This window comes from Actinomadura sp. DC4, from assembly GCF_030406325.1.
GTDB lineage: Bacteria > Actinomycetota > Actinomycetes > Streptosporangiales > Streptosporangiaceae > Actinoallomurus.
Genome location: NZ_JAUEQY010000012.1, coordinates 235,020 through 247,895 on the forward strand (window position 1 = coordinate 235,020; position 12,876 = coordinate 247,895).

At 70.1% G+C, this 12,876-nt stretch carries 14 protein-coding genes and 2 riboswitches; of the genes, 5 read left to right on the forward strand and 9 right to left on the reverse strand.

Going from position 1 to position 12,876, the window contains the following annotated elements; genetic code table 11:
* Window positions 1-5: 5 nt before the first annotated feature.
* The 5 genes from QWU11_RS21350 to QWU11_RS21370 all read right to left on the reverse strand — a co-directional run bounded on the left by QWU11_RS21350 (window position 6) and on the right by QWU11_RS21370 (window position 4,189).
* Window positions 6-1,220 (reverse strand): phospholipase D-like domain-containing protein, encoded by a 1,215-nt coding sequence (locus QWU11_RS21350; protein ID WP_290115852.1) that lies wholly within the window; start codon window positions 1,218-1,220, stop codon window positions 6-8.
* 150 nt (window positions 1,221-1,370) lie between these two features.
* Window positions 1,371-2,567 (reverse strand): crosslink repair DNA glycosylase YcaQ family protein, encoded by a 1,197-nt coding sequence (locus QWU11_RS21355; RefSeq protein ID WP_290115853.1) that lies wholly within the window; start codon window positions 2,565-2,567, stop codon window positions 1,371-1,373.
* A gap of 172 nt (window positions 2,568-2,739) precedes the next feature.
* On the reverse strand, window positions 2,740-3,201 hold the full coding sequence (locus tag QWU11_RS21360) for a VOC family protein (protein ID WP_290115854.1): 462 nt from the start codon (window positions 3,199-3,201) through the stop codon (window positions 2,740-2,742).
* A gap of 4 nt (window positions 3,202-3,205) precedes the next feature.
* Window positions 3,206-3,568, reverse strand: coding sequence for a PadR family transcriptional regulator (locus tag QWU11_RS21365; RefSeq protein WP_290115855.1), 363 nt, complete (start codon window positions 3,566-3,568; stop codon window positions 3,206-3,208).
* 57 nt (window positions 3,569-3,625) lie between these two features.
* On the reverse strand, window positions 3,626-4,189 hold the full coding sequence (locus QWU11_RS21370) for a TetR/AcrR family transcriptional regulator (protein WP_290115856.1): 564 nt from the start codon (window positions 4,187-4,189) through the stop codon (window positions 3,626-3,628).
* 87 nt (window positions 4,190-4,276) lie between these two features.
* Here QWU11_RS21370 and QWU11_RS21375 point away from each other — a divergent pair, with 87 nt between their 5' ends.
* From QWU11_RS21375 to QWU11_RS21395, 5 genes are all read left to right on the forward strand, one after another.
* Complete coding sequence (locus QWU11_RS21375) at window positions 4,277-5,188, forward strand: NmrA/HSCARG family protein (RefSeq protein WP_290115858.1); 912 nt, start codon at window positions 4,277-4,279, stop codon at window positions 5,186-5,188.
* Between the two features lie 142 nt (window positions 5,189-5,330).
* The gene (locus QWU11_RS21380) at window positions 5,331-5,597 is read left to right on the forward strand and encodes a hypothetical protein (RefSeq protein ID WP_290115859.1); all 267 of its coding nucleotides are present in this window, start codon (window positions 5,331-5,333) and stop codon (window positions 5,595-5,597) included.
* A gap of 395 nt (window positions 5,598-5,992) precedes the next feature.
* Window positions 5,993-6,490 (forward strand): SigE family RNA polymerase sigma factor, encoded by a 498-nt coding sequence (locus tag QWU11_RS21385; RefSeq protein ID WP_290115860.1) that lies wholly within the window; start codon window positions 5,993-5,995, stop codon window positions 6,488-6,490.
* A 23-nt stretch (window positions 6,491-6,513) separates the two neighbouring features.
* Window positions 6,514-7,452 (forward strand): CU044_5270 family protein, encoded by a 939-nt coding sequence (locus QWU11_RS21390; RefSeq protein ID WP_290115861.1) that lies wholly within the window; start codon window positions 6,514-6,516, stop codon window positions 7,450-7,452.
* A 102-nt stretch (window positions 7,453-7,554) separates the two neighbouring features.
* Window positions 7,555-8,394: a GH25 family lysozyme gene (locus tag QWU11_RS21395; protein WP_290115864.1), complete on the forward strand. Its 840-nt coding sequence runs from the start codon at window positions 7,555-7,557 to the stop codon at window positions 8,392-8,394.
* A gap of 46 nt (window positions 8,395-8,440) precedes the next feature.
* Here the strand turns inward: QWU11_RS21395 and QWU11_RS21400 are convergent, their stop codons facing one another.
* The 4 genes from QWU11_RS21400 to QWU11_RS21415 all read right to left on the reverse strand — a co-directional run bounded on the left by QWU11_RS21400 (window position 8,441) and on the right by QWU11_RS21415 (window position 12,236).
* Window positions 8,441-10,048: an acyl-CoA dehydrogenase family protein gene (locus QWU11_RS21400; protein WP_290115865.1), complete on the reverse strand. Its 1,608-nt coding sequence runs from the start codon at window positions 10,046-10,048 to the stop codon at window positions 8,441-8,443.
* Window positions 10,045-10,641, reverse strand: a complete 597-nt coding sequence (locus QWU11_RS21405) for a TetR/AcrR family transcriptional regulator (protein WP_290115866.1) — start codon at window positions 10,639-10,641, stop codon at window positions 10,045-10,047. The genes QWU11_RS21400 and QWU11_RS21405 overlap by 4 nt, the downstream gene beginning before the upstream one ends.
* A 136-nt stretch (window positions 10,642-10,777) precedes the next feature.
* The gene (locus tag QWU11_RS21410) at window positions 10,778-11,377 is read right to left on the reverse strand and encodes a hypothetical protein (protein ID WP_290115867.1); all 600 of its coding nucleotides are present in this window, start codon (window positions 11,375-11,377) and stop codon (window positions 10,778-10,780) included.
* Window positions 11,378-11,465: 88 nt separating this feature from the next.
* Entirely contained in the window at window positions 11,466-12,236 is a 771-nt protein-coding gene (locus tag QWU11_RS21415; protein WP_290115868.1) for a CHAP domain-containing protein, read from the reverse strand.
* Between the two features lie 10 nt (window positions 12,237-12,246).
* Window positions 12,247-12,392: riboswitch (cyclic di-AMP (ydaO/yuaA leader) on the reverse strand.
* Between the two features lie 94 nt (window positions 12,393-12,486).
* Window positions 12,487-12,636, reverse strand: a riboswitch (cyclic di-AMP (ydaO/yuaA leader).
* Window positions 12,637-12,876: the final 240 nt, after the last annotated feature.

Consider the following 12,876-nt stretch of genomic DNA (forward strand, 5'->3'; position numbering starts at 1 on the left):
ACGCGTCAGCTGTCCTCGGCCTGTTCGGGGTCGATCGGAATGGTCGGCAGGTGGTCCAGGGCACGTTCTTTCGCCGTGGCGGCCGAGGCGGTGGCGAGCTGGTCGTCGAAGTTCGCCAGGTAGGCGTCGTAGGCGCTCGAACCGGTGAGCTTCATGTCCGTCTCGTCATTGTGGTAAAGCGCGTTGGCGGTGTAATTCGCCGAGCCGGTCATCACGATCTTCTGGCCGCTCGCGCCGTTGTACCGGCCGTTGATGAGCAGATATTTGTCGTGCGTGTAGTACGCCGCGTACCCGTCGGCGGTCGTCCCGTGGGTCGAGTCGCGGACGTCGATCTTCGAGCCGGCCAGCGTCGTCCGCACGCCCGAGGAGACCTCGTCCTTGGTGTAGATCACCGTGATCTTGCACCCTTTGGAGGCCATGGTCTTGAGCCGCTTGGCGAGCGTGAGCCGGTTGTCGCTCCACTGGTACATCGCGATGCGCACCTGGGTCGGATAGGCCGTCGAGCAGGTGATCAGCTTCAGCATGCCGTCGATCGTGTCGCTCGCGCCCGAGGCCTTCGGCCAGTAGTACGCCTTCGGGTTCGACCCGTACGTCCAGTAGTAACCGGCCTTGTGCGTGCCGGCCGCGCCCTTGGACATGTCGGTGAAGTGCTTCACGTACGCGTTGTACAGGCCGCTGTTGCCGACGACGGTGTAGCTGTTGTTCCAGGTCACCTCGGCCTGGACGGCGGTGGGATTGGCGCTGGTCAGGGTCACCGTCGGCTTTCCGCCGCCGGAGAAGAGGTAGTACTTCGCGTGCAGCCACGCCGCCGGCGCGCCGCCGGAGTAGTGGTGGGCCACGCATCCGCCGTAACACAGGACGGCGTAGCTGCTCGCGCTCTTGGTGCTGACCTTGCCACCGAGTTCGGCCACCAGGCGGTGCCACAGGTCGTTCTCGGCATGCTGGTCCATCAGCACCTTGACGTACACCCCGCGCCGGTGGGCGGCGATCAGCGCGTCGGCGACGGCGTCCAGGTCCATGCTGTAGACCGCGACGCGGATCACCGACCCCTTGGGCGCGGCGGCGATGTTGTCCTCGATCTGCTGCACGATCGCGTACTGGCGGCTGTGGGTGCTCTCGGGGTCGTTGAAAAGCGGCCCTGACCGGGGCGCGAACGCCGCACTGGCCTCGCCGGTGCCCAGATGGCCGACTCCCGCGCCGAGCAGGCTGGTAGTGGCCATTAGTACGGTTCCGCGCCTTCGCCAATCAGCCATTAATTTCCCCTCAGTGCCAATATTCATGGCAGAAGGTACCAAATTGGCGCGAAGGGTTCCAAAAGACTTAAATGCGCTATCCAGGTGTATTAACAGTATCCGTCGGAATCGGTAAACCTAGGTGAAGTCCTCCTGAGTGGCGGCGCGCAGCGCGGCGATCCTGGGCCTGCGGGACTTGGGGGAGTCGAGGCTCATGGCGCGGGCGTCGCCGAGCTGGTCCCGTACGAAGGTCTCGGTGCGCTCGACCGCGGACCGCAGGCCTGGGTCGGCCGCGGCGCCGGCGTCGAAGACCCACCACACGATCCGCTCGGTCTCCACGTCGTACTCCCACAGCCCGATCAGCCGGCCGCGATCGACGATCGCGTGGCCGGGCAGGTCGGGAAGGTCGGCGAGGTTCTTTCCGGCCCGGTGGCCGGGTACGGGACGGCTCGGATCGGCGCCGGTGAGCAGGCTCGGCACGTCGCGCCGTAGGAGGACGAGCGCGTCGATCCCGGCGAGCAGGGCGTACGCGGGCGCGGCGGGCGGCTCGTAGCCGGCCAGGGCTTCGGCGTCCGGCCGCAGCGCCAGCCGCCCGCCGCCGATCTCGGTCAGGTCGAGCCCGGCGACGGCGGCCTTGGCGTCCCGCGCGGAGAACGCGGTGAACCACCGCAGCTCGGCGAGTGACGCACCGCCGGTCCAGCCGAAGTAGCGCCGGGCCAGCTCGGCGCGGGCCTCGTCGTCCGTCAGCCGGGTGCGCGGCGGTGTCCAGCGGGCGTAGGCGAAGCGCTGCTGGTCCAGCCGCCCGTTCGCCGGGATCCGGCGTATCTCGCCGGCGCCCTGCAACAGCCCGAGCGCGACCGGCAGGGTCGTCGTCAGGCCTTTCTTGCGGCCCGCCTCGCCGAGGTTGCGCACGGCCGGGCCGAGCCGGGCCTTGAGCCCGGCCGGGTCCAGCGGCCCGCCGTCGAGCGCGCCCAGGACCGCGTCGCAGAGGTCGTCGATCTCCTGGCGGGGCACGCCGAGCCGGTGCGCGGTGGCCGCCTCGGCCTCCGCGGCATGCCGCCCGACCTGCAGCGCGAGCGCGAAGTCGGCCGCCGGAACGACGTAGGTGCAGCCGCGTGCGGCGGGCAGCTCGCAGATCTCCAGCCCGGCCACCGCCGCGTCGGCCACCGCCCGCGTGGTGCCGGCCCGGGAGAACAGCGTCAGGTAGGGGTTCGCGCCACCGACCGAACGCGCCCATCCGGCCGTGGCCAGCACCGCCGCCGGATCGGCGCCGTCCAGCGTCCCGTCCAGCCCCTGCCGGTGCCACCACCAGGCCCGCGTCATGCCAGTGCTCATCGGGGAGACGACCCCCCGAGCCCCCCGATGTGGGCGGCTCCGCCCCCCACGGCCCCCGCACGGGCCGGGGTCGGCCGGCCGGCCTTCGGTATCTCGTACCCGAACACGTCGCTTCCTCCAGATCGGTGGGTTCGTCTAGTCGGCGTCGGCGGCGACGCGTCCACGGCGGGGCTCAGGTTCGCTCCTTGGCCCAGGCGTCGCCGCGCTCTTGGAGTTCGGAGACGGAGAGGTCGTCCTTCGGCGTGGCGATCGACCAGTGGTGGCCGTACGGGTCGCGCACGATCGCGTAGCGGTCACCCCAGAAGGCGTCGTGCGGCGCCATGAGGGAGGTCGCGCCGGCGCCGGTCGCCCGTTCGTGCACGGCGTCGACGTCGGGAACGTAGAGGTGCAGCCGTACGGTGCTGCCGCCCAGCGCCTGGGGCGAGCGGATGGGATCGTCGTCGAAGTCGTCGACGACGAGGATGCGTCCGCCGAACATCAGCAGCTCACAATGCATGACCCGGCCGTCGGGCGCGTGGTTGCGCACGAGCTCGTCGGCGGCGAAGGCCGTGTCGTAGAAACGGACGGCCGCATCCGCGTCGTGCACGACGATCTGCGGTGTAGGGCCGGGAAACTCGGTCGGCAAATCGGTCACGGTCTCATCCCTCTCGTTCGTTGAGCACGCCGAGGCCGGCCGCCGCCTCGACCAGCCGGGCCAGCCGCCGGGCCTCGGCCCGCGCGGAGGCCCGGCCCGCCGGAGTGATCCGGTAGGACCGGCGCCGCTCCGCCCGCCGATCGGCACGGGCGGCCTCGGCCCTGCCGTCGTCCAGCTCCTCGACGAGCCCGTCGACGCGCATGCGCTGCAGGGAGCGGTAGAGCGTCGCGGGCCCGAGGACGATGGACCCCCCGGTCAGCTCGCTGACGTCGCCCATCAGGGCGTAGCCGTGCCGCTCCCCGGCGTGCAGCGCGAGGAGCAACGCGAAGACCGCGGGAGTCAGCGGGTGCTCGGTGTCGGCAGTCATCTCGTCGCTTTTAGTCTCACAGTGGATATATCCAGAGTGAGACTAACATGGCCGGGTTCAGTGCTGCGGGCTCAGTCCAGTAACGGCCAGGCGGAACAGGTGGGCCGACGCGGCGGCCGGGTCCGGGTGGTGTTCCGTCGCGAGGACGATGCCGACGATCAGGGTGATCAGGTCGATCATGGTGACGCCTTCGGCCACCGTGCCGTCCCGTACGGCGCGGTGCAGCAGCGGGTCTCCCGCCTCTTCCAGCAGTGCCGCGCAGCTGTTGTCGTGCACCGGGTCGGGTTCGGCCCCGTCGTAGACCAGCGCGGCGGCCAGGCCCCGGGCGGAGGCGCAGTAGGCGACGACGTCGTCCAGCCACTCCAGCAGCGCGCCCTCGCCGGTCAGCTCTTCGGCCCGGGCGCGCAGGGCCGCGATCCGCTTGTGGGACACCGCCTCCAGCAGGGCGCGGCGGGTGGGGAAGTGCCGGCGTACGGTCGCCGAGCCGACCCCCGTGACGCGGGCGATCTGTTCCAGGGAGGCGTCGGCGCCGTGCGCGGCGACCTCCTCCTCGGCCACGGCCAGGATGCGCGCGTAGTTGCGCCGGGCGTCCGCGCGGCGGTGGTCGGGCATGGCGGTCATCTCCGAGGTTGTTAAGTGGCGGGCCCCGCCGTATCGTATCGCGGAGAAAGCGGCGGGCCCCGCCGTTTATTGTCCTGGAGGAGCACCATGCCCACAGAGCCCGCGCCCGTCCTGGTCACCGGCGCCACCGGCAGGCAGGGCGGCGCCACCGCCCGAGCCCTGCTCGCGGCGGGCGTCCCCGTACGCGTCCTGGTACGCGACCCGGACAGGGCCAAGGCGGTCGAGGCGCTAGGAGCCGAGATCGTGGCCGGCGACCTACTCGACCGCGACTCCGTGACCCGGGCCGCCGAGGGCGCCCGCGCGGTGTTCTCCGTGCAGATGCCGGCCCTGAAGGGGGACACCTTCGACTTCGCGGGCGAGGTGACCCAGGGCACCAACCTCGTCGAGGGCGCGAGGGCCGCCGGAGTGCCGCAGTTCGTGCACACCTCGGTCACCGGCGCGGGCGAGCACACCGAGGCTCCTGGCTGGTCCGAGGGCCGCTGGGCCTCGATGGAGCCGACTCTGGGCGCGAAGAGCGAGATTCAGGACCGGGTACGCGAGGCAGGCTTCGAGCGCTGGACGATCCTCAAGCCGGGCTTCTTCATGGAGAACTTCCTCCCGTCCATGGCGTTCCTGTTCCCGCGCGGCGTGGAGGGCGGCCTGGTGAGCGTCCTGAATCCCGGGACCCGGCTCTCTCTGGTCGCGGTCGAGGACATCGGCCGGGCGGCCGCCGCCGCCATCGCCGACCCCGAGCGGTTCGACGGGGTCGAGCTGGAACTGGCGAGCGACCACCTGTCGATGACGGAGATCGCCGAGGTCCTCTCCCAGGCTTTGGGCGTACGGCTACCCGCCCCGGACATGACGGTGGAGGAGGCCCTGGCGGCCGGAATGCCGCCGATGGGCGCCTCCCACGAGTGGCTGAACGCGGTCGCCCAACCGGCCCGCCCGGAGTACGCACGAGCTCTCGGCATCCCCCTCACGACCTTCGGCGAATGGGCGCAGGAGCACCTGCCCGCCTGACCGCGTCGAGCGTGCGACGCTGACCGGCGGCCTGCGCCTGACAGGGAACCGCATCAGCCGTCGGACTGGTTCTCGCCATCGGAGGCCTCTCCTCGGCGGCGGTGGCCCGCCGACGTCTCTGGACGGTACCTGGGCCTGCTCGGTGCCGGCCGGCTACACCTTCGACGCCGTCACCACCAGCTCCGCCTGCGCCACCAGCGGCGTCGGCACGCAGTATCACCTGCGGCTGCCCGTGGACAACCTCAACGCCTGCACCAGGCCGGCCGGTTTCACCTACGACGACGTCACCGTCACGTCCGCCTGCGCCAAGAGCGGTGTCGCCACGATGTTCCACCTCAGGGCCCCGGCGGACGACATCAACGCCTGCACCACCAGCGGCGTCGCCACCATGTACCTGCTCGTCGGCTGAGTCGCCACCGCAGCCGCGGACGGAGATCACGCGGAAGTCGAGGACCCGCGCGGCGATCGCGCGGGCCTTCGCACAACCGACAAGCCGGCCGAGCGATTGTCAGTGACCTGATCGCGCCGTTATCCCGTCGGTCTTCGGGAGTCTTCCGAGGCGGAGGCCGAGTTCACGGTGTGGGCCCGTCGGTGCCTTCGGGGCGGAATCTGGAGACGGCGCGGGCGGAAGAGATCTCGGGTGTGGGGCTGGGCACGGTGGACCTGCCGCCCGAGGGGCCACCGTGGCGGCTGGTGGACGATCTGGCCGCTATGGCGGTTCAGGTCAGTGCGGTCGTGACGTAACGGGGTCGTCGCGGCGTCTGGGGAGTAGAGAAGACCGCCGGACGACGCTGGGAAGGCCCGATGGCCAAAGATCCGAATGGGTTTCAGGAGTTCGCTGCCGCGCGCAGCGCCTCGTTGTTTCGCACCGCCCGCCTGTTGTGCGACGACTGGCATCTGGCCGAGGACCTGGTGCAGACGACGCTGGGCAAGTTGTACGTGTCCTGGCGGCGGGTCCAGCGGGCGGACAACCCGGGAGCGTACGCCCGCACCGTGCTGATGCGGACGTACCTGTCCCACGTGCGGAAACACAGCAGCGGAGAGTCGTCCAGAGGGGAACTGCCGGAGACCGCGGCCGACGAGTCCGATCAGGCACTTCGGATGACGTTGTTGAACGCCTTGGCGGAACTGTCCGCCCAGGACCGTGCCGTGTTGGTCCTGCGGTACTGGGAGGACCAAAGCGTCGAGGACGTCGCTGCGGCTTTGCGGCTGAGCCGCGGAGCGGTGCGTAACCGGAGCATGCGCGCTTTGGGCCGGCTCCGCGAAGCGCTCGGTGACGAGCTCCAGGCCCTGATCCCGTGACACGAAACCGAGGGAAGGCGACGATGAGCGTGGAAGACCAGCTGGCTGAGGCGATGCGCCGTACGGCCGGAACGATCGAGCCTCGGGTCACCGAGTTGGTGAGCGGAGGCATCGCGCGGGGACGCCGGCGGCGCTTGCGTAATCGCGTGGGCGCCGCTTCGGCGGTCGCCGCGGTCGCCGCGGCCGCCGTCACCGCGAGTGTGATCACCGTGGGTGGCGGTGCGGTCACGTCGCGGCCGCCCGTCGTGCGCCTGGTGAGTGCGGCGGAAGTACTGAACAAGGCCGCGCAGGCCACGGCCTCGCGCCGGTGGACCGAACCCCGCCCGAACCAGTGGGTGTACACGAAGGCGGTCGGCGATGGTGCCGCGGGCGGCCGTCCCACCTCGGATGAGTCCTGGATTCGCGTCGACAGGTCGCAGGACGCCTGGTTTCAGAACGGGAAGCTGATGATCCGCCGTAGCCCGGATGGGGGCCGCGGAGGCCAGAAGGTCACCAAGGCGATCCTTTCACTGCCGCGGGACCCTCAGTCCGTGCGAACGCAGGTTTACAAGATCATTGATGCTGAGCCGCGCAGTGACTGGGAGGGCCGTACCCGCGAATCCCAGGCGTTCCACACGATCGTGGAGTGGATGTGGAGCAACCCCGTCACCATTCCGCCCACGTTGCAGGCCACCTTGTACCGCGCGCTGGCCACGATTCCCCACATCGCCGTTGACCAGAACGCCAAGGACGGTCTCGGCCGTCCCGCCATCGCGGTGCACTGGGGTGGTTTCGGCGATCAATTCCTCATCACCCCGGCCACCTACCAGATGGTCGCGCAGCGAGGAATGTACGACCGCCACAATGCGCCGATCTCGAAGACCAAGGGAATGGACCCAAGGTTCAACGTTGACAAGGGCGTCTTCGCCGACACCCTCACCTACGTCGTCGCCAAGGTCGTCGACAAGCCAGGCCAACGGTGAACCACCGCCCCGATTGAGACCCTCCGGCCGCCTCAGCCCCCTTTCCGGCTGAGGCAGCCGGCGGCAGGCATGACGATGATCTATTCGACAAGGAGCTCTTCTGTGCGTTCATCTCGGCGAACCCGCCGTTTCGTCATCACCCTCGCCGCCGCGACCTCGCTCGCGTGCGGTGCCCTGACCGCGGGTGCGGCCTCGGCGGCCACCCCCACGCCCGGCGGCGGTCTCACCCACCCAGACCAGGACCACGCCGGGTCGGCGGCCGCGCGGCGCACGGAGCCGGCCCGTCCGGCGTCCGCCCCGGCCGGGATCCAGGGCCTGGATGTCAGCGGTTGGCAGGGCGACGTCGACTGGGACTCGGTCAAGGCCGACGGCGCGAAGTTCGCCTACGTGAAGGCGACCGAGAGCACGACGTACCACAGCTCGTTCTTCCCCCAGCAGTTCAACGGAGCCCACGACGTGGGCATCGTGCGCGGCGCCTACCACTACGCCGTCCCCAACAAGGCGAGCGGCGCCGCCCAGGCCGACTACTTCGTCGACAACGGTGGCGGGCAGACCGGCGACGGCCAGACGCTGCCCGGCGTCCTCGACATCGAAGACGACCCCTACACGGCGACCGACGGCACGGACGAGTGCTACGGCCTCGCGCCCGCCCAGATGGTGAACTGGATCAGCGACTTCCTCAGCGAGTACCACGCGCGTACGGGCTGGAACGCGGTCATCAACACCTTCACCCAATGGTGGAACGACTGCACCGGCGGCTCCACCGAGTTCGCCGCCCACCACCCGCTGTGGATCAACAACCACGGCGACACACCCGGCCCGATGCCGGCGGGCTGGCGCACGTACGCCATCTGGCAGTGGTCCGACACCGGCGTGTTCCCCGGCGACCAGGACGTCCTGAACGACGACCTGTACACGAAACTCCTCGCGCACGAACGCTGAGCGGTTCGCGTGGCCGCTCCACCACTACGTGGAGCGGCCAGGCGGTCTAGTCGGTCTTCGGCGTCGCGCGAGAAATGATGGAGCCGAAGTCCACGCCCGACGGCAGCGTGCCGAAGGCCTGGCCCCAGTCGCGGTCCAGACGTGAGGCGCAGAAGGCGTCCGCGACGGCCGGATGACCGTACCTGACCAGCAAGGATCCCTGGAGTACGAGCGCGAGCCGCTCCACGATCCGGCGGGCGCGGAGTTCGATCGTCGCGGTGTCGGCGAGTGAGTCCTTGACCTGCTGGACGGCCGCGTCCAGCCGGGTGTCCGCGCCCGAGGCCGACTCCACCTCGGCGAAGAACACCTCCAGGGTCTCCGGCTCCTTCAGCATGGCGCGCAGCACGTCGAGCGCGGCGACGTTTCCCGAGCCCTCCCAGATCGAGTTCAGCGGGGACTCCCGGAACAGCCGGGGCATGCCCGACTCCTCCACGTATCCGTTGCCGCCCAGGCATTCGAGGGCCTCGGCGCTGTGCGACGGCCAGCGCTTGGACACCCAGTACTTGCTGACCGCCAGGCCGAGCCGCTTGAAGGCGGTCTCGCCCCGGTCCGTCGCGCCGGCCAGGCGCAGCATCAGTACCGTCGCGGCCTCCGACTCGACGGCCAGGTCCGCCAGCACGTTGCGCATCAGGGGCTGGTCGATGAGGTACGTGCCGAACGCCTGCCGGTGGGCGGCGTGGTGGGCCGCCTGGATGAGGCCCTGGCGCATGCCCGCGGCGCCGCCGATGACGCAGTCCAGCCGCGTCATGTTGACCATCTCGATGATCGTACGGACGCCGCGGCCCTCGTCGCCGACGCGCCAGGCCACCGCCTGCTCGTACTCCACCTCGGCCGAGGCGTTGGAGTGGTTGCCGAGCTTGTCCTTCAGACGCTGCAGGCGCATGGCGTTCAGCGTGCCGTCCGGCAGGACGCGGGGGAGCAGGAAGCAGGTCAGGCCCTCCGGCGCCTGGGCCAGCACCAGGAAGACGTCGCACATCGGCGCGCTGGTGAACCACTTGTGCCCGGTCAGCAGGTACGTCCCGTCGGGCCGCGGCACGGCGCGCGTCGTGTTGGCGCGGACGTCGGAGCCGCCCTGCTTCTCCGTCATCGACATGCCGGCCAGGATGCCGCCCTTGGACAGCGGCGGGCGGAGACCGAAGTCGTACGTGTCGGAGGTCAGCAGTGGTTCATACTGCCGGGCCAGGTCGGGGGCGTGCCGCAGCGCCGGCACGGCCGCGTACGTCATCGAGATCGGGCAGCCGTGCCCGGCGTCGGGCCGCCAGACGTAGAACTTGGCGGCGCGGGCCACGTGTGTGCCCGTCCGCTCGGTCCACGCGCGGGCGTGCAGGCCGTGGCCCACGGCGACGCGCATCAGGTCGTGCCACGCCGGGTGGAACTCCACCTCGTCGACGCGGTGGCCGTACCGGTCGTGGGTGCGCAGCACCGGGCGGTTCTCGTTGGCGAGCCGGCCCCACTCCTGCGCCTCCTCCGAGCCGCTCATCCGGCCGAGCTCGTGGATCTCCTCGGCCGCCCAGCCGCCGCCCTCGCGGAACAGGCCGTCCAGCAGCGCCGGGTCGTCGGCCGTGTCGTGGCCGACGAGCGGGGGGACCTGGTTGAACACGTCATGCGTCGTCATGTGACCGCTCCGATGCTGCGCTGGGCGAAGGTGATGAGGTCGGGGGTGGCGTCGTGTGCCGTGCCGTCGGCGAGCTGCCCGACCAGGGCCTCGCCGATGGCCCCGACGAGAGCGGCGGCGCTGACCTCGACGTTTTGGTCGGGCAGCTCGCCGGTGGCGATGCCCCGCCTGACGAGGCCCGCGATGGCCTCGGCGTACGCGCGGCGGAAGACCAGGCGTTCGGCGTCGACGGCCGGGTCGACCGGCTCGGCGAGCAGCGCGTACGCCATCCGGGGCGAGCGCAGCGCGCGGCCCGTGAACGTCTCGATCACCGCGGCGACCGCCTCGGCCGGCGTCAGCTCCAGGGAGGCCGCTCGCGCCACGGCGTCCACCTCGCGCTGTGAGGCCGTACGGAACACCTCGGCGACCAGGTCGGCCTTTGCCGGGAAATGGCGGTAGACGCTGCCGGTGGCGACTCCGGCCCGCCGGGCGACGGCGGCCACGGAGCAGCCCGCGTAGCCGTGCTCGGCGACGATCGCCAGCGCGGCGGACAGGATGCGCTCCCGCGAGGCGCTGAGACGCGCCTCGACCCGGGGCGTACGGCGGTACGGCACACAAGAATTGAACCTCAGTTCACTTCTTGCGCGCAACCCCGGACATGGTTCGGGGCCCCTCGGCGAGCGAGGGGCCCCGAACGCCCCCCAGGGGGGAAGGGGGGCGGAGGTAAGGCCGGGGGACTACTTCTCGGGTCTACTTCTCAGAGGCTCCGGTGGCCATGTCATAGCCGGTGCCGTCGTGGCGGTACACCGGGCCGTGACCCATCTGGAGCACCTGGAATTTGATCGGCACCGAGTTGGACCGGGTGCCGGTGAGGTACTGCATCATCTCCTCGGAGAGGTCGATGATCGCCGGCGGGTTGTGCTGTGCGACCGCCCACTCGGCCGGGCCGAAGTCCTCGACCACGCCGACGGCGCTCTTCTTGCCGATCGTGACCTTGACCTTGGTGCCCAGCGGCCAGTACGGGCTGGCCAGCGTGTGGTACGACATCGGCTTGCCGGACGCGGTCTGCGCGTCCCAGAACGAGGTTCCGGTGGAGACGCCGCCCGGCAGGACGGCCTTCTTCTCCGCGGCCTGCATACGCTGCGGCAGCTTGGCCGCGTGCGCCTCTTCGCCCGGCGCCATGCCGGACTCTTGCTGGGCGACCTGCACGGTGGTGTCGCGGGCCGCTCCGGCCTGGGGTGCCTCGACATGGGCGAGGGCGACCGTGAATCCGGCTCCCACTACGGCGACACCCGTGAGAATCGCCTTCGTGGAGAACCGGTCAAGGTAGTCACTGCGAAATCGGATCATGCGGGGGAATGCCTCTCAGCACAGGGGAAGGGAAAAGCACGCAGGGTTGACCGCCGCGGCCGCTGATGGGGCCATGGGGAGGCGGAGGTCAGGCGGTGTCGGGGCCGTACTCGGGGTAGCCGTAGCCGACCACCGACGAAACATCCCGCGTGCGGACCTTGACGGCGTTATCCGTGTTGCCCTCAATGGTCTGGATGGTGCCGTTGTGGTTGTCCTTGATGACCATGCCGACGTGGTCGATGTCGCCGATCGACTTGCTCCCGCTCCAGGAGTAGAAGACGACGGCGCCGGGCTTAGGGGTGTCGCCCCAGCGGCCCTGGTCCTTGAACCACTCGGCGTGTGTACGGGTGAAGGCGTCCGCTCCCATGCCCTTGACGCCCAGCTGGGCGCCGACCCAGGACACGAACATGTCGCACCAGTTGGCGTTGGCGTAGTCCGAGACCGAACCGCCGTCGCGCTGGACGCCGCGCTCGGCCCAGGGGGAGGAGACGAACCACTTCTGGAATTTGGTGCCGCCGCCGGCGGAGTCCTCGGTGACGCCCACCTGGGCTTCGGCGAGCTTGAGAGCGTCGCTCGCGGTGGGCAGCCAGGTACGGCTGTTCTTGTTGGCGTCCGCAATACCCTTACCGGGCAGAGGTATCGCGGCGAGAGGGTGAGCCGCTTCCTTCTGCACTGCCGCCGCGCGGGGCGCCGCGGCGAGTGCTCCGGCCGAAATGGCGTTGACCTTCTGGGACGAGCTGGCGGGACCGGCTGCGATCAGGCTGACCGCGGTCGCTCCGGCCACCGCGACGCCGGCGAGGGCGCCGCCGAGCTTCGCACTGTGAAGAACTCGGCATGTCTTCGTGTGTCGACCTGACACGATCGATACTCCTTCGCTTCCATGCCGCTTACCGGGTTAGCTGACGGGTTCGGGCGTGGAAGCTGCCCTACGACGCATTTGGGGATACGTCGATTCACCCCAGTGGTGCGGTGGGTCCCCGGTTCCGCGATGACGCGGATTCAGCGGGAGCCGTCCGGGACTCGGACGGCTCTAAGAGACAGGGGGGATGGTGGGCCGCACGTGGCGGCCGTTATTCAGGTCTAGGGGAAATCCGGACTGGTCTGGTTGCACTCCCTGGATTCAGGCGCCTACCGGGACGGCTGGCGGGTTCGGGCGGGAAAATCGCCCTACGGGCACGCTGGGGGCGTGCCGATTCACCTCAGGAGACACAGGAGGGTCCCGGTCCCGTCGCGTCGGACGGGTTCGGCGTGCCACCCCGGCATCGGATGCGATCCTTCAGGGGGGATCCCAAGAGATGCGCGGGAGCGGCGCTTGCCTTGGTTATGAACCGTCGCGGCCCGAAAAGGGGGGCCCTTGTCACGCTTCGTCGCGTGCCGCACGTCTCGCGTGCTGGTGGGCAGGCCCTGGCCGGCGGATGAAGGTCGGCGCATGGGGGGCGCCGCCGGTCAACCGAACATAGCAAACATATATCCGGTCGTAAAGCCTGAATTCGGACATG

Bases quoted from the DNA above. Each gene is read 5' to 3' on its own strand.
- QWU11_RS21350 (WP_290115852.1), bottom strand. From the start codon at position 1,220: ATGGCCACTACCAGCCTGCTCGGCGCGGGAGTCGGCCATCTGGGCACC.
- QWU11_RS21390 (WP_290115861.1), top strand. From the start codon at position 6,514: ATGAGCGTGGAAGACCAGCTGGCTGAGGCGATGCGCCGTACGGCCGGA.
- QWU11_RS21385 (WP_290115860.1), top strand. From the start codon at position 5,993: ATGGCCAAAGATCCGAATGGGTTTCAGGAGTTCGCTGCCGCGCGCAGC.
- QWU11_RS21375 (WP_290115858.1), top strand. From the start codon at position 4,277: ATGCCCACAGAGCCCGCGCCCGTCCTGGTCACCGGCGCCACCGGCAGG.
- QWU11_RS21400 (WP_290115865.1), bottom strand. From the start codon at position 10,048: ATGACGACGCATGACGTGTTCAACCAGGTCCCCCCGCTCGTCGGCCAC.
- QWU11_RS21365 (WP_290115855.1), bottom strand. From the start codon at position 3,568: ATGACTGCCGACACCGAGCACCCGCTGACTCCCGCGGTCTTCGCGTTG.
- QWU11_RS21370 (WP_290115856.1), bottom strand. From the start codon at position 4,189: ATGACCGCCATGCCCGACCACCGCCGCGCGGACGCCCGGCGCAACTAC.
- QWU11_RS21410 (WP_290115867.1), bottom strand. From the start codon at position 11,377: ATGATCCGATTTCGCAGTGACTACCTTGACCGGTTCTCCACGAAGGCG.
- QWU11_RS21355 (WP_290115853.1), bottom strand. From the start codon at position 2,567: ATGAGCACTGGCATGACGCGGGCCTGGTGGTGGCACCGGCAGGGGCTG.